General features: G+C 58.5%; 21 protein-coding genes. 12 read left to right on the top strand and 9 right to left on the bottom strand.

The annotated features are described in order from the left end of the window. The first annotated feature begins 289 nt into the window (after nt 1–289). Nucleotides 290–685, top strand: coding sequence for a nuclear transport factor 2 family protein (locus tag ACFOFO_RS16460; RefSeq protein WP_390322997.1), 396 nt, complete (start codon nt 290–292; stop codon nt 683–685). 215 nt (nt 686–900) lie between these two features. Further along, entirely contained in the window at nt 901–1,170 is a 270-nt protein-coding gene (locus ACFOFO_RS16455) for a hypothetical protein (RefSeq protein ID WP_390332052.1), read from the top strand. 16 nt (nt 1,171–1,186) lie between these two features. On the opposite strand, the gene ACFOFO_RS16450 is transcribed toward ACFOFO_RS16455, so the two are convergent. Further along, complete coding sequence (locus ACFOFO_RS16450; RefSeq protein ID WP_390322995.1) at nt 1,187–1,858, bottom strand: SOS response-associated peptidase; 672 nt, start codon at nt 1,856–1,858, stop codon at nt 1,187–1,189. Nucleotides 1,859–2,172: 314 nt separating this feature from the next. Here ACFOFO_RS16450 and ACFOFO_RS16445 point away from each other — a divergent pair, with 314 nt between their 5' ends. Together ACFOFO_RS16445 and ACFOFO_RS16440 are read left to right on the top strand one after the other, a co-directional pair. Next, complete coding sequence (locus ACFOFO_RS16445) at nt 2,173–3,882, top strand: molybdopterin-dependent oxidoreductase (protein ID WP_390322993.1); 1,710 nt, start codon at nt 2,173–2,175, stop codon at nt 3,880–3,882. Nucleotides 3,883–3,914: 32 nt separating this feature from the next. Next, on the top strand, nt 3,915–4,421 hold the full coding sequence (locus tag ACFOFO_RS16440; RefSeq protein WP_390322992.1) for a molybdopterin dinucleotide binding domain-containing protein: 507 nt from the start codon (nt 3,915–3,917) through the stop codon (nt 4,419–4,421). 134 nt (nt 4,422–4,555) lie between these two features. Here ACFOFO_RS16440 and ACFOFO_RS16435 read toward each other — a convergent pair whose 3' ends face one another. Then, entirely contained in the window at nt 4,556–4,729 is a 174-nt protein-coding gene (locus ACFOFO_RS16435; RefSeq protein WP_390322990.1) for a CsbD family protein, read from the bottom strand. A gap of 334 nt (nt 4,730–5,063) precedes the next feature. Between ACFOFO_RS16435 and ACFOFO_RS16430 the strand changes: the two genes are divergently transcribed. Next, nucleotides 5,064–5,495: an organic hydroperoxide resistance protein gene (locus ACFOFO_RS16430; protein WP_390322988.1), complete on the top strand. Its 432-nt coding sequence runs from the start codon at nt 5,064–5,066 to the stop codon at nt 5,493–5,495. Between the two features lie 90 nt (nt 5,496–5,585). Here ACFOFO_RS16430 and ACFOFO_RS16425 read toward each other — a convergent pair whose 3' ends face one another. Both ACFOFO_RS16425 and ACFOFO_RS16420 read right to left on the bottom strand, forming a co-directional pair. Beyond that, nucleotides 5,586–6,146 carry a TVP38/TMEM64 family protein gene (locus tag ACFOFO_RS16425; RefSeq protein ID WP_390332049.1) on the bottom strand — a complete coding sequence of 187 codons (561 nt, stop codon included), beginning with the start codon at nt 6,144–6,146 and terminating at the stop codon, nt 5,586–5,588. A 226-nt stretch (nt 6,147–6,372) separates the two neighbouring features. Beyond that, nucleotides 6,373–7,305, bottom strand: a complete 933-nt coding sequence (locus ACFOFO_RS16420; protein WP_390322984.1) for a LysR family transcriptional regulator — start codon at nt 7,303–7,305, stop codon at nt 6,373–6,375. Nucleotides 7,306–7,436: 131 nt separating this feature from the next. Between ACFOFO_RS16420 and ACFOFO_RS16415 the strand changes: the two genes are divergently transcribed. The 4 genes from ACFOFO_RS16415 to ACFOFO_RS16400 all read left to right on the top strand — a co-directional run bounded on the left by ACFOFO_RS16415 (nt 7,437) and on the right by ACFOFO_RS16400 (nt 10,963). Beyond that, nucleotides 7,437–7,655, top strand: coding sequence for a hypothetical protein (locus tag ACFOFO_RS16415; RefSeq protein ID WP_390322982.1), 219 nt, complete (start codon nt 7,437–7,439; stop codon nt 7,653–7,655). Further along, entirely contained in the window at nt 7,652–8,524 is an 873-nt protein-coding gene (locus tag ACFOFO_RS16410; RefSeq protein WP_390322980.1) for an alpha/beta hydrolase, read from the top strand. The genes ACFOFO_RS16415 and ACFOFO_RS16410 overlap by 4 nt, the downstream gene beginning before the upstream one ends. Nucleotides 8,525–8,660: 136 nt before the next feature. Then, the gene (locus ACFOFO_RS16405) at nt 8,661–9,782 is read left to right on the top strand and encodes an alkene reductase (RefSeq protein WP_390322979.1); all 1,122 of its coding nucleotides are present in this window, start codon (nt 8,661–8,663) and stop codon (nt 9,780–9,782) included. Between the two features lie 182 nt (nt 9,783–9,964). After that, nucleotides 9,965–10,963, top strand: a complete 999-nt coding sequence (locus ACFOFO_RS16400; RefSeq protein WP_390322977.1) for an LLM class flavin-dependent oxidoreductase — start codon at nt 9,965–9,967, stop codon at nt 10,961–10,963. A gap of 34 nt (nt 10,964–10,997) precedes the next feature. Here ACFOFO_RS16400 and ACFOFO_RS16395 read toward each other — a convergent pair whose 3' ends face one another. Beyond that, nucleotides 10,998–11,600, bottom strand: coding sequence for a 3'-5' exonuclease (locus tag ACFOFO_RS16395; protein ID WP_390322976.1), 603 nt, complete (start codon nt 11,598–11,600; stop codon nt 10,998–11,000). A 200-nt stretch (nt 11,601–11,800) separates the two neighbouring features. On the opposite strand from ACFOFO_RS16395, the gene ACFOFO_RS16390 reads away from it, so the two are divergent. Then, the gene (locus ACFOFO_RS16390) at nt 11,801–12,376 is read left to right on the top strand and encodes a chromate transporter (RefSeq protein ID WP_390322975.1); all 576 of its coding nucleotides are present in this window, start codon (nt 11,801–11,803) and stop codon (nt 12,374–12,376) included. Next, nucleotides 12,373–12,957, top strand: coding sequence for a chromate transporter (locus tag ACFOFO_RS16385; protein WP_390322974.1), 585 nt, complete (start codon nt 12,373–12,375; stop codon nt 12,955–12,957). Before ACFOFO_RS16390 ends, ACFOFO_RS16385 begins: the two co-directional genes overlap by 4 nt. Nucleotides 12,958–13,578: 621 nt before the next feature. Here the strand turns inward: ACFOFO_RS16385 and ligD are convergent. Then, the gene (gene ligD / locus ACFOFO_RS16380) at nt 13,579–16,143 is read right to left on the bottom strand and encodes a DNA ligase D (protein ID WP_390332047.1); all 2,565 of its coding nucleotides are present in this window, start codon (nt 16,141–16,143) and stop codon (nt 13,579–13,581) included. Between the two features lie 13 nt (nt 16,144–16,156). Beyond that, the gene (gene ku, locus ACFOFO_RS16375; protein WP_390332046.1) at nt 16,157–17,092 is read right to left on the bottom strand and encodes a non-homologous end joining protein Ku; all 936 of its coding nucleotides are present in this window, start codon (nt 17,090–17,092) and stop codon (nt 16,157–16,159) included. 577 nt (nt 17,093–17,669) lie between these two features. Between ku and ACFOFO_RS16370 the strand changes: the two genes are divergently transcribed. Then, nucleotides 17,670–18,617: a hypothetical protein gene (locus ACFOFO_RS16370; RefSeq protein WP_390327964.1), complete on the top strand. Its 948-nt coding sequence runs from the start codon at nt 17,670–17,672 to the stop codon at nt 18,615–18,617. Nucleotides 18,618–18,763: 146 nt separating this feature from the next. Here ACFOFO_RS16370 and ACFOFO_RS16365 read toward each other — a convergent pair whose 3' ends face one another. Together ACFOFO_RS16365 and ACFOFO_RS16360 are read right to left on the bottom strand one after the other, a co-directional pair. Beyond that, a complete protein-coding gene (locus ACFOFO_RS16365) occupies nt 18,764–19,093 on the bottom strand; it encodes a hypothetical protein (protein ID WP_390322968.1) in 330 nt (109 codons plus the stop codon). Next, the coding region (locus ACFOFO_RS16360) for an NRAMP family divalent metal transporter (RefSeq protein WP_390332044.1) at nt 19,090–19,750 on the bottom strand (661 nt) is incomplete at its 5' end. The genes ACFOFO_RS16365 and ACFOFO_RS16360, both read right to left, overlap by 4 nt.

Below are 19,750 nucleotides of genomic sequence, written 5' to 3'. Positions count from 1 at the left end.
CAGGAAAATCATTAACTTACAAACTCCTGACGTGAAAACGTTGGGACACTACTGATTGGATGTAATTTCTTCCCAGGGCGATTGCATGAAGATCGTTGCAGGCTAGAGCTTCTCGCCCCTTCCCCTTGCAGGGGGAAGGTTGGGATTGGGGTAGGACGGTCGATCGGCAACGTGCATCATTCATCGACCGCACTACCCCCACCCTAACCCTCCCCCTGCAAGGGGGAGGGAACTCGACCCGGCAGCAGGTTCTTCGTGCGATTGCCCTGAATTTCTTCCGAAGGCTTTCATGAATACCGAACAACTGTGCAATCACTATCTTGCTGCGCTCAATGAGGGCAACCTTGACAAGGTTTTATCACTGTTTGACCCAAACGGAGTGGTCATGTCGCCGCTATATGGCGCAATGGCTGTCGGACCCTTCTATCGCGACCTGTTCGCCGATACAAGTCGCTCGGCGACAAAGCTCCTCAATGTATTCGAGAATGCGAACAGTGCTTCTTCCGTAGCGCTCCATTTCCACTATATGTGGACACTCAGAAGCGGCAAGGTTGTTGAGTTCGAGTGCGTGGACGTCTTTGAACTTACACCGGCACGCGACAAGTTCGCAAAGCTGACCATCATTTATGATACGGCTCCCCTGCGGGCGGATTTTAATGAAAGCCATGCCTCCCGAGTCGGCTGATGTCCCAGGCCTTGATTGAAAACGCCCCGGATTTCGGGGCGTCAAAACAGTTGCTAGCTTAACGCCTAGGCGCCGGTTACGCGGTTAGAGGACATGTTGTGCTCACCGACATATTCACAAATCGAATATAACTTATGAGATATTAAAATTTATCTTATGACTCTCCTGTCCTATACTGCAACGCAGCAAAGCAGTATCCATACAAGGAGTTCATCATGTCTTCATTCGCTATCGTTCATGCATCACAACCCGGCGCTGCCAGTGCGTATGCAAAAAATCTGAGTCAGGCTGGCCGTGCATTCCTGGCAGCGTTAATCGCATTCAAACCGCAACAATCGGCTGAGCCGGCCTTGATTCGCGACTTAAGCGTGTCGCCGGGAGACAGGGCAAACGACATGCAATGCTTGAATCGCCTGGCTAACGAATACGCTTCGATAATGCCAAATTTATCAGCTGAATTGCGATTCCTGGCTTCACGCGGCTAACAACTATTGCTTTGAATCAGGCCGCATTCGCACTTGTCTTAATCTTGGAGCGCGGCGGCAGCGGGTCCGCCACCGCCACCAGTTGATCGGCTGGGTAAGGTGCGAACACCTCGGCGTCGTCTTCGAGCGATCCTTCCAGCCAATCGTGATACTGCTGCGGCTCCAGGATCACGACTATGCGCTTCTCTTCACCAGGCTTATGAAAGCGCTGCATCAGCGGATGCCGGTCGGCGTTAATTGTCAACATTGAGAACGACAGCAGCGGCAAACCGTCCGGACCGTCCGCCTTCCATTCCCAGATCCCACCGATGCCGATCGGACGCTCTTTCGCATGAGAGATACGCCAGCGCACCGGTTTGCCGGTTTCATAACATGGTTCGAAGATATTGCTGGCTGGGATAATACAAAACTGCTTGTGGTTCCAGGCGTGGCGGAACGACGGTTTGCTGGCCACCGTCTCTGTACGCGCATTGTAGGTTTGCCGCGCCAGCTTTATATCGCCCCAATACGGCACCATGCCGAAGCAGGCCGGCGCACACTCGATGTGGCCCGGATCGTGACGCGCCTGGCGAATGAGCGGCGCCATATATCCGGGGAATGCCTCTGGCGGGAAATTCCATTCGCTCACATGGACGCCGAAATGGGCTTCCAGATCACGAAGTTTCGACGGCGTGTAGTTAGCGCACATGCCGCCGATTTTAGCACTCGCCCCATCCGATCATGCGGTGCCAGGACCGTGCGTAGTCGACCAGGTGCACACCAACCCGTCGCCGCTCAAACCAGGTCAGTCCACACTTTTCATCGTTGCCCGGGCGATATGCGGGTCAAACAATGCTCTTACTGTCTGTCCGAGTGATGGCGTGTGGCGCACGATCTTGACTTGCCGATGCAAGCCCTGATCGGTGCTGTCCAAAATCACAGGTAATGATCTCCCCCGCAATAATCGGCTAACATAAAACCCCCATGCCCGTGCCCCAGAGATCAGCCAAAGGAACCCTCGTCATGTCAACCCAAGCCGCCGAAACCACCGTGCACCGCATCTGCCCGCTATGCGAGGCCTGCTGCGGACTGGAACTCAAGATCAGCAACAACGAGGTGATCAGCATCCGTGGCCATGAGGCCGATGTGTTCAGCCACGGCTACATCTGCCCGAAAGGTGCGTCGCTGAAAGATCTGCACAATGACCCGGACCGGCTGCGCAAGCCACTTATCAAGCGCAATGGGAAGTTTGTCGAGGCGAGCTGGGCCGAGGCCTTTGCCGAGATCGAGCGGCGCCTGCCGCCACTCCTCAGCGCACACGGCGGCGATGCGGTCGCCACCGTCATTGGTAATCCTGCGGCGCACAAGATCGGCCTGTTGATGTATTTCCCGCGCTTGGCTAAAGCCTTGGGCACACACAATATATTCTCTGCCTCCACGCTGGATCAAATGCCCAAACAGCTCGCGGTCGGCCTGATGTTCGGCAACTGGCTGTCGGTGCCGGTGCCCGATATTGAGCGTGCGGATTTCTTGCTGATCCTCGGCGCCAACCCGATGGTGTCGAATGGCAGCTTGTGGACGGTGCCGGATTTTCGCGGCAAAGCCAAGGCGTTGCGGGCGCGCGGCGGCCGCATCGTGGTGGTCGATCCGCGCCGCAGCGAAACGGCGGCGGTGGCCGATGAGCATCATTTCATCCGGCCCGGGGCGGACGTGTTCTTGCTGCTCGGTCTGGTGCATACGCTGTTTGATGAGAAGCTGGTGCGGCTGGGCCGCCTGGCCGAACATGTGGTTGGGCTGGGGGCGGTCGAAGCAGGCGTCAAGGATTTTTCGCCGGAACGGGTTGCAGCGCGCTGCGGGTTCGATGCGCAAACCATCCGGCAACTTGCGCGGCAGTTGGCCGGCGCCGAACGCGCTGCCGTGTATGGCCGTATCGGCACTTGCACGCAGGAGTATGGCACGCTGTGCAGCTGGCTGGTAGATGTACTGAACGTGCTGACCGGTCACCTCGATCAGGAAGGCGGTGCCATGTTTCCCAAGGCGGCCGCGTTTGCTGTTAACACTTTGGGCCAACCCGGCAGCGGTAAAGGCGTGACCACCGGCCGGCGCAAGAGCCGCGTGTCCGGCGCACCGGAGATCATGGGCGAGCTGCCGATGATCTGCCTGGCCGAAGAAATCGAGACGCCCGGCGCCGGGCAAGTGAAAGCGCTGATTTCGATCGCCAGTAACCCGGTGCTGTCGTCGCCCAATGGCGAGCGGCTCGCCGCCGCGCTCGATCAACTCGATTTCATGGTCAGCGTTGATATCTATCTCAATGAAACCACGCGCCATGCCGATGTGATTTTGCCCGGTTCGTCGCCACTGGAGGATTTGCACTACGACATCGTCTTTCAGCAATTCTCCCACCGCAACCATGCGCGTTATAGCGAACCGGTGCTGGCGCGTGAGGCAGACACGCCGCCTGAATGGCAAATCCTGTTGCGGCTGGCGGCGATCGCCCAAGGCAAAGGCGCACAGGTCGATGTGGACAAATTCGATGATGAATTGTTTGCCGGCGACGTGCGCCGTAGCACCGGTGCGCAAGCCGATTCACAAGCCGGTTCACAAGCCGATGCAGTGCTGGCCGCGCTGTCCCATCTGAGCGGCCCGGAACGGCAAATCGATTTCGCGCTGCGCACCGGCCCCTACGGTGACAGGTTCGGACAAAAGCCCGACGGCATCATCTGGCCAAGATAAAAGCCGCGCCGGGTGGGATCGATCTGGGACCGATGCAGCCGCGTATTCCCGAAGTGCTGCGCACGCCATCGGGCAAGATCGAGCTGGCACCAAAGATGCTGATCGACGACCTCAAACGTCCGGCCGCGGCACTGGCGCAGGCGGCGCCTGATCTGGTGATCATCGGCCGCCGTCAGATCCGCTCCGGCAATAGCTGGATGCACAACCTGCCGATTCTGGCCAAGGGTCCATACCGCTGCACTGCGCTGGTCAACCCCGCAGATGCGCAGCGCCTTGGCTTGCAACATGGCGGCAAGGCGCGCATTGTGAGCGGTGGCCGATCGATTGAAGCGCAGGTCGAAGTGAGCGAAGAAATGATGCCCGGCGTAGTGAGCTTGCCGCACGGCTGGGGCCATGACCTGTCCGGCACCAGGTTGGCGGTAGCCATAGCACGACCGGGCGCTAACCTGAACGTGTTGTTGGACGACACGCGGCGCGATCCATTGTCGGGCAATGCGGTGCTCAGTGGCATCGCCATCGACATGTGCACAATCACCTGAGCAGCCGCACACGCAGAAAGCCAGCGTTGAAACGGCGCTGGCTTTTCTGTTTTATATGTTCAATACGACGGCTAATAAAACCAAAAACGGCGGGGATTCCCCGCCGTTTATTTTTCTATGAGCGCTGTCATACTTTATCGCTTCTTGAAGGCTTCCTTGATATCACCAATCGTCTTCTGCGATTGCCCTTCGACCCGCTTCACTAAGCCCTTGATTTGCTGCTGTTTGCTTCCGACGGCCATGCCAATTTTTTGCTGCACTTTACCGGCAGCATCTTTGACGGCACCTTTGATTTGATCTTTGTTCATTGCCAACTCCTGTGCAGGTTGAGAGATTTCTCATTGATTGGACTCCACCGGTATCCGCTTGTTCACATTTTAGAATTTCAAAAGAGCAATACGCGATTAGTTAATCACGGTCTTTCAAATTCATCATGTGAATCAGACGCTTAGCCCAAACCGATGTTTGGGCTTTTTGCTGTTCGGCGCCGTCATTTCGGGCAGGATATCGCCGCACCAGCGGAACTGCCGGATTCCCACTACACTAGCGCCTCAGCCCGACGCTTGGTCGGGTCTGATGTTCGCGCCGACGCCACCCGTGGTGGCGTCCATTTCATCCCCCAATACTGAGAAAGAAGTCACCATGGCACTTGATAAAGTCATCTATACAGCGCACGCCATCGCCACCGGTGGTCGTGACGGTACTGCCAGATCCGACGACGGCAAGCTCGAAGTCAAACTGAATCCGCCGAAAGAAATGGGCGGTAACGGCAATGGGACCAATCCCGAGCAATTGTTCGCGGCCGGCTACGCCGCCTGCTTCATCGGCGCAATGAAATTTGTCGCCGGCACGCAAAAAATCACACTGCCGGCCGAGACCACGATCAACTCCTCGGTCGACTTCGGCCCGCGGGTTGGCGGCGCCAAGGGTTTCAGCATCGACGTGACGTTGGCGGTCAGCATTCCCGGCATGGAGCGCGCGGCCGCCGAATCGCTGGTGCACGCGGCGCATGAGGTCTGCCCCTACTCCAACGCCACCCGCGGCAATATCGACGTGACCCTGACGGTGGTCTGAGCCACACCGACCACGATCGCACAGCAGCCGTCCGCCCCAAGCGCGGACGTGTTGTCCAGGTTGGCGGACACAGCGCCAATCGACAGTCAATTAATGCAGATGCACCGCCATCGCCAGATAATCAAAAAACCAGCAGTACAGAATGATCGGCAAGATCAGTCCCAGCATCGTCCCCACCAGATATTGATGAAACCTGACGCCAGACAACGCCAGCGCGTAATTCAGTGCGGGCACGGTTTGAAACAGCGTCCGCAGCAGCACTATGCTTTTGATCGGATCGGTGTCGAGCTTGCGCAATATCCTGACTGCATACGGGTTCTTCAGTTCGCGCAAGGCGTCACCGCCGATCAGCCTGATCGTGAAAAACGTGACCGTGCATGAAACAACCGCCGCGACATAGCTCGCCATGCCGCCCCAGGTTCGGCCCAGCGCCAGCACGGCCGCCGCGAGAAAGATCCACCCGGGTATCTGTATCAGATTTCCCAGACAAAACAGCAGCGTAAAAATCAGCAAGCCACTGACTTTATTGTCGACAATTTTTTGATGCAGAAACGCCAGGTTGACGTTGCCGCGGATGCCGGAAAATTCGAACACGGCCAGCAAAACCGCTAGGAACAGAAAGACGATCAGCAGGCGTTTATAGCGGCGCATGGGCTGGCTCCGGATGAAATTGGTCTATGGCTCGCTGGGTTGCTGGGTCGCGCGGTTGAGATATCGATTCTATGCCCTGTCAGCACAGCGCATCGGTAGCGGGTAACGGGTAACGGGTAACAGGTGCGGGACGGCAGGATTGTCGTTCGTTGACGAGTCACTGTAGCGCCAGCGAGCGCGACTATCTGGCAGCGCGCCAACTTGCGTTGACCACGCCGGATCCCGATTATCTGCCGGCCGGCTTCGGCTGAGCGATTTGCAGTGCCGGAGAATCGGTAAACAATTCGGCAATCCACTCGACAAAGGCCCGGACCTTGGCCGACAGATGCCGATTTTGCGGGTACACCACATGTAACGGCAGCGGATCGGTGCACCATTCTGTCAGCAACAATTCCAGCCGACCGGCGTCCAGGTGCTGCTGCAGCGCAAATGTGGCCGCTTGCATCACGCCGAGCCCGGATAACCCGGCCGCCATATAGGCATCCGAATTGTTGACTGCGATGGTTCCGGGCAAGGCAATCTGGATCCGTTCACCCTGCTTGGCAAAGTCCCATTCGAGGATATTGCCGGTTTTGGCAGAAAAATAATTGACGCACTGATGCCGCAGCAGATCATTCGGATGCAGCGGGCGGCCGTAGCGTTCGATATACGAAGGCGCCGCACAGGTGGCAAAAGACAGCGCGCCGACCCGGCGTGCGATCAGGGACGAATCGGCCAGTTCGCCGGCCCGTACCACGCAATCGATGCCCTCTTCGATCAAATCGACCGGCCGGTCACCACAACCCATTTCCAGCACGAGATCCGGATAACGCACAAAAAATTGCGGCAGCGCCGGAATGATGACCTGCAACCCAAGGCCGGTCGGCACATCCACCCGCAGCCGACCGCTGGGGCTGGCGTGCGAGCTCGACAGCGACTCCTCGGTATCCTGCACGTCGGCCAGTATCCGCAGGCAGCGTTCGTAATAGGCGGCGCCGTCGGCGGTGACGCTGACCCGGCGTGTGGTGCGGTTGAGCAACTTGACGGAGAGTGCCGTTTCGAGTGCCTGGATCAGGGTCGAGACGGTCGCCTTGGGCATGTGCATATGTTCCGCTGCGCGGGTAAAGCCGCCGGAGTCGACCACCTGCACAAAGACCTCCATGGCTTGCAACTTATCCATCTTGCCTCGTTCATTGCTCAAACATTGTTCAGAATTCTGAACAGTAAATTCAAATTATGCTTATTTATCCAAGTATAGAACAGGACTATATTTTGTGCTTCGCAGCATAATGTCCTCGAGGGGCAACCATCATGACCACCAGTAACTCTGCTACCGCGCTGTTTTCCATCGCCATGGCGCTGCTCATCGTCGCGGCCCTGACCGTGGTGCCGGACCATCTGAATGGCAGTCGGCAGGTGCAGGCGGAATACACCGGATTCCAGCAACTTTTCAGCAACGACAGCGCGTCGGAAGACGGCTTGAATGATGCAGCGCTGGGGTTGCCGGCAGCGGGCGGTGCCGGCAAATGAGCAAATCCATCGCCACGCCCGGAACTGACCTGATGGCCGCTACCGATCCATCGGTCGCGCCGTTGGTGGTACGCGACATGCAAGTGCCAGGAGCCGCCCAAGCCACGCTGGCGGCGCGGCTGTATTCAACGTCAACCTCGCCGTCGGCAGCGACGGTGGCTGACAGTCTGATCGTATTTTTTCACCAGGGCGGCTTTGTTGGCGGCAGCCTGGACGAGTCGGATGAATTCGCTCGGGCGCTGGCGATCGGGACCGGGTTGCCGGTACTGTCGGCCAGTTACACGCTGGCCTGCCAGCAGCCGTTTCCGGCGGCGGTGGAAGATGCCCATGCAGTGCTGTGCTGGGCAGCGCAACACCATGCGACATTGCGCTGGAGCGGTGCGCGACTGATTACGGCCGGCATTGAAGCCGGCGGCAACCTGGCCGCGGTGTCGGCGCTGGTGGCGCGCGACCGCGGTGGTCCGCCACTGGCGGCGCAAATCCTGATCATGCCGATGCTCGATCCGGGCTTGACCAGCGGTTCGATGCGCGCGCTCAATGCCAGTCCGGGGGTAGCAGGTGTGGCCGATGCCTGCGCCGCCGGTTATCGCGGCTATCTGCCACGGGTGGCCGATCGCACGCATCCGTATGCGTCGCCGCTGCAATCGAGCCGCTTGAAAGATTTGCCGGCGGCGCTGATTCTGTCGGCGCAGGAGGATCCGCTGCGCGACGAAGGCGAGCAGTACGGCGCGCGGCTGATCGCAGCCGGTGTCAAGACGCTGGTGAAACGGCTGGCGCCGGTGCCGCTGCAGGACGGACCGGCGCGCTGTCGGTGCGCGCGCGAACACAGCGCACTGAGTGAAATCGCCGCCTTTATCGCCGGGCTGTAACAAATCAGCGGCGACCAGTTCGCCGATCCCAGGCAACCAGCAAGGCAATCCCGACAAATCAGTACCGCAATTCTGTTTCATGCAACACGGTTCATCCCCATTGATCCATCACCCTATTAACTCAATAAGGAACGTCATGTCGAATCAAGCTACCGCAACTCCCCATCGCGCCGACCTGTTTGAAGCAGTCCAGTTCGGCCCGTACACCTTGCGCAATCGCATCGTGATGGCGCCGCTCACGCGCAGCCGCGCGCAAGTAGCCGACGTGCCCAGCCTGCTGGCGCCGGAATATTACGCGCAGCGCGCCAGCGCCGGCTTGATCATTGCCGAAGCCACGCAGATTTCGCCGCAGGGCAAAGGTTATGCATTCACGCCCGGCATCTATCACCAGGACCAGGTGGCAGGCTGGAAGGACGTGACCGCTGCGGTACATCAGGAAGGCGGCCGCATCTTCTTGCAGTTGTGGCATGTCGGCCGCATCTCGCATCCCGAATTGCAGCCGGATGGCGCGTTGCCGGTGGCACCGTCGGCGATCCAGCCAGCAGGCAAGGCATTTACCGAAGCCGGCTTTTTACCCTTCGTCACGCCGCGCGCGTTAGAGACTGCCGAAATTCCCGGCATCATCGAACAATATCGCGTCGCCGCGCAATATGCGCTCGATGCCGGTTTCGACGGCGTCGAAATCCATGCCGCCAACGGCTACCTGATTGACCAGTTCCTGCGCGACCAGACCAACCACCGCACCGACGCCTACGGCGGATCGCTGGAAAACCGGGCCCGGCTGCTGATGGAAGTCACCGCAGCGGTCAGCGCAGTCTGGGGTGCCGAGCGGGTCGGCGTGCGCCTGTCGCCGATCAGCCCGGCCAACGACATTGCCGATAGCGATCCGGCCACGTTGTTCAGCTACGTCGTCGAGCAGCTGAACCAGTTCGGGCTGCTGTATCTGCACGTGGTGGAAGGGGCGACCGGCGGTCCGCGCCAGGTCGAAAACGGCTTCGACCTGCAGGTGTTGCGCCGCCTGTTCAAGGGCATCTACATTGCCAACAATGGCTATGATCGCGACTTGGCAGTCAAGGTGCGGCAGGACGGGCTGGCCGATCTGGTCGCGTTCGGACGCCCGTTCATCTCCAATCCGGACCTGGTCGATCGGCTGCGCCTGGCGGCGCCGTTGAATGAGTTGGATGCCGGCACGCTGTACGGCGGCGGCGCCGAAGGCTATACCGACTATCCGTTTTTGTCGGATAAAAAGGCGGCTTGAGCGGCGCAGTCAGAAGCACCAAGGTCGAGCCCCTCTTCCGCAGGCGGGAGAGGGGCTCAGTGGCACTCTGCCGTGTCCAAATTTTATGATGTTGCGTCGGATGGCAGTGATCGTGCGGCGACGACGAGTAACTAGTCTCTGCTGTAATGGCGCATGAAAGCATCAGCTATCAGGAATTTCCCATGATTGAATTTTCCGTACTGGACCTGTCACCTATCGTGCAAGGCGGCAGCGCAGCCGAGTCGTTCCATAACACCCGCGATCTGGCGCAACACGCCGAGCGCTGGGGCTATCGTCGCTACTGGCTGGCCGAGCATCACAATATGCGCGGCATCGCCAGCGCGGCGACCTCGCTGGTGATGTCGCATGTGGCAGCCGGTACCTCGACGATCCGTGTCGGCGCCGGCGGCATCATGCTGCCGAACCATTCGCCGCTGGTGATTGCCGAGCAGTTCGGCACGCTTGAATCGCTGTATCCCGGGCGCATCGATCTGGGGCTGGGCCGCGCGCCGGGCACCGATCAGCGTACCGCGCGCGCATTGCGCCGCAATCAGATCGACAGCGCGGATACCTTTCCGCAGGACGTACTGGAATTGCAGTCCTACTTCCGCCCGGCGCAAGCGGAACAGGCGGTGCAGGCAGTGCCGGGCGCGGGTTTGAATGTGCCGCTATGGCTACTCGGCTCCAGCATGTTCAGCGCCCAATTGGCGGCGGAAATGGGACTGCCGTTTGTGTTTGCATCGCATTTCGCACCCGGTTATCTGATGTCGGCGATCGAGATTTATCGCAGCCGTTTCCAGCCTTCTGCCGCGCTGGAACAACCCTACGTGATGCTCGGCGTGGGCGTGTTTGCTGCCGACGATGATGCTACGGCACATCGCTTGTTTACCTCGGTGCAACAGCAGTTTCTCAGCCTGGTGCGTGGCACACCGGGCCAACTCAAGCCGCCGGTCGACAGCATGGACGGTCTATGGTCGCCGAGCGAACAACAGCATATCGAACGCTCACTGGCCTGCTCAATGGTCGGCGCCGCGCCGACGATCAAGGATGGTTTGCGGGCGTTTATCGCGCAGACCGGTGCCGATGAGCTGATCGTGACTGCGCAGATCTTCGATCACGCGGCGCGGCTGCGCTCGTACGAGATCGCGGCCCAGGTGCGCGAGCAGTTGCGGTGCGAATGAAATTAATTGGCGAACAATTGAATTGGCGAATAAGTCAGTGCCGGCCGGATTGCTTCAGCAAGAAATGCGGCACTTTGGCGGCGCTCAGCTGGTTCACCGATTCCAGCAGCTGCGGCGGAATCGACGCCCAGCCGTAGGTGCTGCCCAGATGCTGTCCAATGTGCAGTAATAGTTTGGCTGACACTTCGGCATCGGCCTCGGCCCTGTGCGCGGCGCTCTTGAAGCGGATGCCGAGCGTCCCGGCCAGCTTGCCAAGGCTGTAGCTGGCAAGGCCGGGAAACACCCGGCGCGATAATTTCAATGAACAGATCAGCCGCTGGTAGGCCGGCGTCAAGCCCAGCCGCGCGCTTTCAGCCTGCAGGAATTTGGCGTCGAAACTGGCGTTGTGCGCCGACAGCGCGTCGCTGCCGATGAAGTCCAGCAGTTCCGGCAGCACATGCGCAACCGGCGGCGCGGTATCGACCATCGCTTGCGTGATGCCGGTAATGGACGTGATGTCGGATGGAATCCTGACCCGGCAATTAATCAGTGACACGTAGCGGTCAACGATCCGGCCGTCGGCAATCCGCAGCGCCGCCACCTCGGTGATGCGGCAGCCGGCGTCGGGGCTCAGTCCGGTGGTTTCAAAATCGAGCATCACTATCGGCTGGTCAAACACGGCGGTCTTTCTGCAACTGGTTGAGTTTCTGTCAGGTGCCATGATAGCCTAGCTTGATGGCCGATGACCGAGGACGGGGTCGTGCCGCATATCATTGCCGATGCGCGTTCGGCAGAGACAATGCATGAAACCCACTAGAACTGATACAGCCTCTGATATAAAGCATGGACAATCCTGGAATGAATCCTCCCCCAGCGCCCGCGCGGCAGCGCCCTACTTCCTTAACTGACCTGTTCGTCTCGTTTACGCTGCTCGCATTGCAGGGCTTTGGCGGTGTGCTGGCCGTCGTCCAGCGGGAGTTGGTCGAGCGAAAACGCTGGATGACACAGGCGGAGTTCATCGAGGATTGGTCGGTGGCGCAAATCATGCCGGGACCGAATGTAGTCAATCTGTCATTGATGATCGGCGGCCGCTATTTTGGCTTGCCGGGTGCGCTGAGCGCACTGGCGGGCATGCTGGCAATTCCGCTGGTGCTGGTGTTGCTGCTGGCCCTGCTGCATGCGCATTATGCTGACCATCCGGGCGTGGCCGGCGCTTTGCGCGGGATGGCCGCCGTGTCAGCCGGACTGATCGCGGCTACCGGCTTGAAACTGACGAGCGCGCTGAAATCGCATCCGATGCCAATGCTGTGGTGCATCGGGTTTTGCGTGGCCGGCGTCGTGTCGGTGGCTTTTTTGCACTGGCCGCTGATCTATGTGCTGATCGGTTTGGGCGGCCCGGCTTGCTTTCTGACGTACCGAGGGTTGCGCGCATGAGTCCGCCAATTCACCTTGTGCTTGGCTGGAGCGACTGGCTCAGTCTGTTCGGGCACTACCTGATGCTGTCCCTGATGTCGATTGGCGGCGCGATCTCAACCACGTCGGACATGCATCGCTATCTGGTCGAACAGCACCACTGGCTGACACAATCGCAGTTTAACGATTCGATCGCGATCGCCCAGGCTGCACCCGGTCCGAATGTCTTGTTTGTAGCATTGATGGGTTGGAATGTCGGGATCAATGCCGGCAGCGTTGCGGCGGCGTTCCTGGGTGTGCTGGTGACGATGGTGGGCATTATGGTGCCCAGCACCACACTGACCTATCTGGCAGCGCAATGGGGGCATCGCAACAGCGAATTGCGTGTCGTGCGCGCGTTCAAACAGGGGATGGCGCCGATTGTGATTGCACTGCTGATCTCGACCGGCTGGATATTGGCCAGTGCCAACATCCATGCGGCCACCGATTGGCCGTTGTGGGCGATCGCCATCTTTAGCGGCCTGGTCATTTGGCGCACCAAAGTGCATTTGCTGTGGCTGCTGGCATTCGGCGCCCTGCTGGGATGGTTCCAGCTGATCTGACGGCATTGACTGCCCCTGGCCTGTGACGCGCCGCAAAGATCCGCCATCAAGGCGACACTTTCTTATTTCTTATCTAAAGATGAGGATCAGAATAATAATTAATACGATAGTTCCGAGGCCGATATACATTTTGAATTTCCTTTAGGTTGAGTTGAGCTGATCTCAGCGCTATCGAGAATGATTTCCTTGATGTCGCCCAAGCGCTCGTTCTGCACATTATGAACATGGCCCCCAATCAGGGTATTGACGCCCATTAATTCAGGGCCACGACCTGTGTATGAATTTTCTTTATGGATGCCGTAGGTATCGCTATCTTCATTGGTTATATTAAACCCCTTAATGATCAAAATGAAGCTGAAAATGAAGCTCTAGAATGACATTGAAATCAAAGAAAGTCGGTTCGGAGACACACATACCTTGGCGTAATAAGCGGTAATAAACGGCGTCGTGTCAGCACAGAACGGCCGATGTCGCCAGTGCACAACTAAAGACCCTGTAGCGATGTAACCCCGGTGACAGCGGCGAAGCGACACCAGGAATCTGGAGGCTAACTTCAAAGTCCACAGATCCAAGGTGTCTGCAAGCGCCTACGACATTTCCAGCGCAGCCACTGGTCCCATTTCACGCCGGCATGTCTGGCTTGAAATCCAACATCTTCATCGCCGACGCCAGACCCTGAGCAGACTCCGGATAGGCGTCCCAAGGGGCATTGCCTTGATCGAGACGCGTGTGGACGTTAGCTACAGTCCAGTGCGCGCCGCTGCTGATCCGGTTCACCTCGTCCCAGCCGACCGGCACCGACACGCCAAGTCCCGGCCGGGCTCGCGCGGACCATGCGCAGACCGTGGTGGCACCAAAGCCGTTGCGCAGATAATCGATAAATATCTTGCCTGCTCTGTTGCGTGGCCCGCTTTTGGCGACGAAACGCATCGGCAATGCGCCGGCCAGATGCGCAACGATTGCGCGCGAAAAATCCTTTACCGTATCCCAGCCGTAGCGCTTCGCCAGCGGCACCACCACATGCAATCCTTTGCCTCCGCTGGTCTTCACAAACGACTTCAGTCCGAGTTGGTCGAGCATGGTTTTGACCAGTAGCGCCGATTCCTGCATGGTGGCCCATTCGACGCCTTCGCCGGGATCGAGGTCAAAGGTCATGCGGTCCGGCTTGTTGATCGCGGTCTTGATCGCGTTCCAGGTGTGAAATTCGATGACATTCATCTGCGCCGCGGACAGCAGGCCTTCGGGCCGAACGATCTCCAGTAACCGCGGATGATCGGGGTCAAGACTGGCTGAAAGCTGTGCCACACCCGCCATCTGCCCAACTTCCAGATGCTTCTGAAAAAACAGCTGTTTTGTAATGCCGTCCGGTGCGCGCAACCACGCGACTGGTCGGCCCTTCAGGTGGGGCATCATCAACGGCGCCACCAGCGCATAAAAGCGCAGCAATTCGATCTTGGTGATGCCGCTGCTCGGATCGATCTCGCGTTCCGGACTGGTGATTTTCAAGGTGGACGGCAACCTGGTTGGAGGATCGTGCTGCGGATGCACCGCCGGATGCACTGCCTTTTCGCGCATGATGGCGCGCGCCGGTTTGTCCCTGCGCAATGCGTGAAACACGGCGTGTCGAATCCGCCCGCTTTTGGTCCATTCGGCGAACGACACTTCTGCCAACAGCTTGGGCGTGACCCAATGCGCTTCGTCATCCATGTCGCCGTCAGCGGCAAATGGATTACGGTCGCTGCCGATCGCACTTAACTCCGCCTTCAATCCGAGCAAGGATTTGTCGTTGAAACCGGTTCCGACCTTGCCTGCGTAACGCAATTTGCCGTCCTGGTCATGGACACCCAGCAGCAAGGACCCGAGGCCGGTACGGCTGCCCTTGGGATCGGTGTAACCGCCGATCACGAACTCCTGCCGATGGCTGCATTTCAATTTGATCCAATCGGCTGAGCGGCGCCCGACATAGGGCGCATCCTTCTTTTTCCCGATCACGCCTTCCAGACCAAGACGACAGGCCGCCGCCACGATATAGCCAGCGCCTGCTTCGAACACCTCGCTGAAACGTATCGCCGCCGGTAAGGTCTTGTCCAGCAGGGACTGCAAGAGGACTCTGCGCTCGATAAACGGCACGGGCCGCAGGTCGAATCCTGCGTAAAACGGCAAGTCGAATAAAACGTAGACGATCTGCTGTGTCCTGTTGCTGTCAAATGCGCCTTGCAGCGCCTGAAAGTCGGGGAGGCCATTCTCGCCTGACATCACGATCTCGCCGTCGTACCAACCGGACGGCAGCTTTGCATCGTGCAGCGCCTCAACCAAGACCGGCAGTTTGTGGGTCCAGTCATTGCCGTTACGCGTCAGCAGCGCTATCTTTTGACCCTGTATGCGCGCCAGCAACCGGTAGCCGTCATACTTGATCTCGTACAGCCATGCTTGCGAGTCGGACGGCGGAACATCGACCAGAGTCGCCAGCTGTGGCGCAATGAGCTTTGGTAGGGCAGCCTTGGCGGCGCCGGCAGGTACCGCGTCGGGCTTTACAGTGGATTTTGCCTGCGCCGCTTTCGACTGCACCTGCTTCGACTCCTTCATGGCGCCGTCCTTCGTTTTTGGGATGCCGGGCGGCGGCCCGAGCTGCGCCACGCTGTCGGGCAGTTCATCGACGACGCTGTACTCGATGGCTGGCCGCGCGAAGCTATCCTTCTCCTTGATCAGCAGCCATGGCGGCTGCTTTTCATTTTGTTTTTCGCCCTTTCCCTTGATCCGGATCAGGGCCCAATTACCGCGTAATTTGTGCCCCTGCAATGCAAATTTAAGGTTGCCGTCACGATAACCCTGCTCCGGGTCAACCAGCGGCTGCCACGTGCCTTTATCCCAAATGATGACCTTGCCGGCGCCATACTGCTTGGCCGGAATCACGCCTTCGAATTCGTTGTAGGCGATCGGATGATCCTCGACCTGGACCGCCATCCGCTTGTCCTTCGGATCGTAACTCGGTCCCTTCGGCACGGCCCAGCTCTTCATGCTGCCATTTAATTCGAGCCGGAAGTCGTAATGCAGGTGTGAGGCCCAGTGCTTCTGGATCACGAATGTTTGGCCGGATTGATTGGCGGCGCCGCCGTCTTGCGGCTCGGAGGTGTTGCGGAAGTTGCGTTTGGCCTTGTAGGCCTTGAGCGGATCGGGGTGCGCCATGACGGGCTATCCGCTAGCCGGACTTGTGCTTGGTGGCTGTTTTCTTTGGCGTGGTCGTGGCTGTTTTCTTTGGCGTGGTCGTGGCCGGTTTGGATTTTGTGGCGGCGCTCTTGCGCGCCGTTGCCGGTTTGGCGGCCTGGCCGAGGTTGCTCAGGCTGCGCTGCAGCATCTCGCTCAGATCGTAAATCCGCGCACCGGGCTCGGCCGATTCCACGTGTTCGATTGGGGTGACTGACTCGGTCTGGCCAGCTTTGACTTTTTCTTCCACCAGCTTCAGGATTTGCTCCTTGAACGAGTCGGTAAAGTCGGCTGGATTCCACTTGCTGCTCATGTCCAGCACCAGCTGCTCGCCCATCTTCATTTCCTTATCGGTCAGGCCGGCCGCTTTGGCGCCTTCGGCCGGCAGATCGAGCTCGTCCCAGTTGCGCACCTCGTCACCCCAGCGCAGCAGATCGAGCACCAGCGCCGGACCGCAAGGCATCAGCACAGCCAGATGTTGCTTGGTCTGGATCACGACCTTGGCGATGCCGACCTTCCCCGTCTTCAGCAACACCTCACGCAGTAACGCATACACCTTCGCGCCCTTGTTGATCGGTGACACGTAGTAGGGGCGCTCCAGGTACATGAACGGAATGTCGCCAGCGTCAACGAAGCTCTCGATCTCGATGGTTTGCGTGGACTTCGGATAGGCGGCTGCGATTTCTTCCTGTGACAGGATGACGTATTGGCCATCCTCATACTCAATACCCTTGACAATGTTGTCCTTGTCGACTTCCTTGCCGGTTTTCTTATTGATGCGCTTATAGCCGACCGGATCCATGCTGCGCTTGTCGAGCCAGTCGAAATTGAGCCCCTGCTCGGCCGTGGCCGAATGCAGCGCGATCGGAATGTGCACCAGCCCGAACGAAATCGCCCCTTTCCATAGCACACGTTTGCTCGCAGTGGCCATTGCCGGCTCGCCCCGAATCGAAAATGATAATCTCTAGTAAATCATGGTCGCATGTCGCCTGTCTGTAGGACAAGACCGAGATACATTGTCGGATTGTACGGATTTGTCGCGCTCCAGCTGCCAATAATTGCTGCGCAGAAACCGCAATGTCGGAGGTCTGCTCAACCGTGAAGACCGGGCGCTGAATGGTCGGCAGTAACAAGCTCACGACGAAGCGCATTGAAACGTTTCTCAATACGCGTGCCAGTCTTGAATAAGAATGAAAACAAATTGTATTGCTGAAATTCAATGGGACCAAGATTCTTGATCAACGCGATTTCCATTGCCGCGCATGCGAAATTTTCGCAGCGAAAACACTTGCCCTGCGAACGTCGATACCTTCGTTCTGTTGTATATCAAATAAGTCAGCTGTTGAGTGTGTAGACTTTCTTCTCTGCGTCATGTTTTCCGGACCTCACGATGAGCCGTGGCGCTCAGGGACGGGCAGTTAATTTTCGCCGATCAGGAAAAGAAAGAAATACCTGTTTCATACCACGAAGAACAACAAGGAGAGACGTCCATGCAAGCACTGTCCGCAATGCCAGAAGGGCAAACCGCCGCCGGCGCATTCACAGACTATACCGATGCCAACGCATCGGGTGTCTCTTGGGGGGCAATTTTCGCCGGCGCCGCCGCCGCTGCCGCGCTTTCTTTAATATTAGTCATTCTTGGATTCGGCCTGGGTCTTTCCGCCGTGTCGCCTTGGGCGAATAACGGCGCCAGTGCAACGACCATAGGTATGTCGACCATCCTCTGGATCGCATTTACCCAGATCGCCGCATCAGGCCTGGGCGGCTACCTGGCTGGACGCTTGCGCGTCAAATGGGCGAATGTGCACGGTGATGAAGTCTATTTTCGCGATACGGCACATGGTTTCTTTGCCTGGGCGGTCGCTTCTCTGGCAACCGCGGCGTTTTTTACATCGGCTGTCGGCTCCGTCCTCAGCGGCGGGATCCCGGCAGGGGCCGCCGCAGCCCACACCGCCACGACCGCTGCCACGTCGGCTGCTACCACCGCTGCAACGACCGCTGCAACGACCGCGACGACCAACCGGGGTGAGCAGGACAGCGGACCAACCGGCTATTTCGTCGACACATTGTTTCGCTCTCCGCAAGGCGGATCCGATGCGATGGCTGCAGCGTCCCGCCAGGAAGCCGCGAAAATCTTCGCCAACGACCTGCGGTCGGGCGGCTTGAGTCCCGAAGACAGCCAATATCTGTCCCAAGTCGTGGCAAAGCGCACTGGCCTGAGCCAGGCCGATGCCGAAAAACGCGTCAACGATACCTACGCCAAGTTCAGCAAGGCTATCAACGACGCCGAGACGGCGGCCAAGGAGGCGGCCGACAAGGCGCGCAAGGCAGCGGCGTATTCGGCGCTATGGATGTTCGTGGCCTTGCTGTGCGGTGCTTTCGTTGCCAGTCTGTGCGCAACGTTTGGCGGCAGCCAGCGTGACCGCAGCGACTTTTCCGGTCGCCGCACAATTTAACCTATCCTTTCTAGCTTGATTCAGGAGATCACCATGCGCTCACTTCTGCTGCTGTTGCTTGGCGTTCCCATCCCAATCATCATCCTGATTGCCTTGTTCGTTCACTGAGATAACACCGAGATAGCCGAAATACGGCGGTTGCTGGTTCAGTGCCGCCGGCTTCGGCGCAGAACCACTCGGTCGATTCGCGTCACGGTCACCGTGATTGCGGGGTCGCCGCAGGTCGATTCAAACGTCGGGTCGGCTACCGGCAAATCGTTATGCATCATGCCGATTATGAGGGCGAGTGTGTGGATCTCACCGGCTTCATCTTCCCGCGTGACTGCGACGGCCAGATCAGCATCCTCATGCACCAACGCCTGATACAGACGTGCGACCAGCGCCTTCAGGTGTCCGCAGTCCACAGTCGGTCCTGCACCGGTTGGCCGCAGCGCATGAATGGCAATGGCCTGAAGGCGATCGAATTTCGCTGTCACCAAATCAACGTATAAAGCATTACCAATACCGGGATGACCATCAATCCGGTTGCGAGCCACCCGAATAGTTTAAGCGTTCTCCCGATGACAAACTGTCCCATGATTGTTGAGTTAGTGGCCAGGAGCATCGCCACCATCATAATCGGCGCGGAAATGACGCCATTGATGACAGCGCTCCAGAATAGCGCTTTGATCGGGTCAAGCGACGTAAAACCGAGCGCAACACCACCCAATGTGGCGAGAATGATTACGCTATAAAACGCCTTTGCAAGCGACGGTTTCAGTTCCAGACTGTTGCGCCATTTGAACGCGCCGGCCATGGCATAGGCAGCAGAGCCAGCCAACACCGGCAGGGCTAGCAACCCCGTGCCAATGATTCCTATCGCGAATAAGGCGAAGGCAAACTTTCCGGCGATCGGCCGCAGGGCATTGGCAGCCTGGGCGGAAGTGTCTATCGATGTCACCCCATGCGAATGTAGTGCAACTGCCGTTGTCAGCATGATGAAGAACGCTACCAAGTTGGAGAAGCCCATGCCAACAAAGGTATCGATTTTGATCCGCTTAAGATTGCGCTTGGCTTGATCGGGCGCCTTCTTGACAGGTTCGGCCTCTGGGTCTGCTTTGATTTCCTCAACCTCCTCGGAGGCCTGCCAGAAA

Source organism: Pseudundibacterium arcticum, assembly GCF_042646465.1.
GTDB classification, from domain to species: domain Bacteria; phylum Pseudomonadota; class Gammaproteobacteria; order Burkholderiales; family Burkholderiaceae_D; genus Undibacterium_A; species Undibacterium_A arcticum.
Note: the sequence above shows the minus strand (reverse complement) of the source record. Positions and strands in the feature narration are given on the sequence as shown.

Coding starts and splice junctions, on each gene's coding strand:
- ACFOFO_RS16460 (WP_390322997.1), top strand. CDS start 290: ATGAATACCGAACAACTGTGCAATCACTATCTTGCTGCGCTCAATGAG.
- ACFOFO_RS16455 (WP_390332052.1), top strand. CDS start 901: ATGTCTTCATTCGCTATCGTTCATGCATCACAACCCGGCGCTGCCAGT.
- ACFOFO_RS16450 (WP_390322995.1), bottom strand. CDS start 1,858: ATGTGCGCTAACTACACGCCGTCGAAACTTCGTGATCTGGAAGCCCAT.
- ACFOFO_RS16445 (WP_390322993.1), top strand. CDS start 2,173: ATGTCAACCCAAGCCGCCGAAACCACCGTGCACCGCATCTGCCCGCTA.
- ACFOFO_RS16440 (WP_390322992.1), top strand. CDS start 3,915: ATGCAGCCGCGTATTCCCGAAGTGCTGCGCACGCCATCGGGCAAGATC.
- ACFOFO_RS16435 (WP_390322990.1), bottom strand. CDS start 4,729: ATGAACAAAGATCAAATCAAAGGTGCCGTCAAAGATGCTGCCGGTAAA.
- ACFOFO_RS16430 (WP_390322988.1), top strand. CDS start 5,064: ATGGCACTTGATAAAGTCATCTATACAGCGCACGCCATCGCCACCGGT.
- ACFOFO_RS16425 (WP_390332049.1), bottom strand. CDS start 6,146: ATGCGCCGCTATAAACGCCTGCTGATCGTCTTTCTGTTCCTAGCGGTT.
- ACFOFO_RS16420 (WP_390322984.1), bottom strand. CDS start 7,305: ATGGATAAGTTGCAAGCCATGGAGGTCTTTGTGCAGGTGGTCGACTCC.
- ACFOFO_RS16415 (WP_390322982.1), top strand. CDS start 7,437: ATGACCACCAGTAACTCTGCTACCGCGCTGTTTTCCATCGCCATGGCG.
- ACFOFO_RS16410 (WP_390322980.1), top strand. CDS start 7,652: ATGAGCAAATCCATCGCCACGCCCGGAACTGACCTGATGGCCGCTACC.
- ACFOFO_RS16405 (WP_390322979.1), top strand. CDS start 8,661: ATGTCGAATCAAGCTACCGCAACTCCCCATCGCGCCGACCTGTTTGAA.
- ACFOFO_RS16400 (WP_390322977.1), top strand. CDS start 9,965: ATGATTGAATTTTCCGTACTGGACCTGTCACCTATCGTGCAAGGCGGC.
- ACFOFO_RS16395 (WP_390322976.1), bottom strand. CDS start 11,600: ATGCTCGATTTTGAAACCACCGGACTGAGCCCCGACGCCGGCTGCCGC.
- ACFOFO_RS16390 (WP_390322975.1), top strand. CDS start 11,801: ATGAATCCTCCCCCAGCGCCCGCGCGGCAGCGCCCTACTTCCTTAACT.
- ACFOFO_RS16385 (WP_390322974.1), top strand. CDS start 12,373: ATGAGTCCGCCAATTCACCTTGTGCTTGGCTGGAGCGACTGGCTCAGT.
- ligD (WP_390332047.1), bottom strand. CDS start 16,143: ATGGCGCACCCCGATCCGCTCAAGGCCTACAAGGCCAAACGCAACTTC.
- ku (WP_390332046.1), bottom strand. CDS start 17,092: ATGGCCACTGCGAGCAAACGTGTGCTATGGAAAGGGGCGATTTCGTTC.
- ACFOFO_RS16370 (WP_390327964.1), top strand. CDS start 17,670: ATGCCAGAAGGGCAAACCGCCGCCGGCGCATTCACAGACTATACCGAT.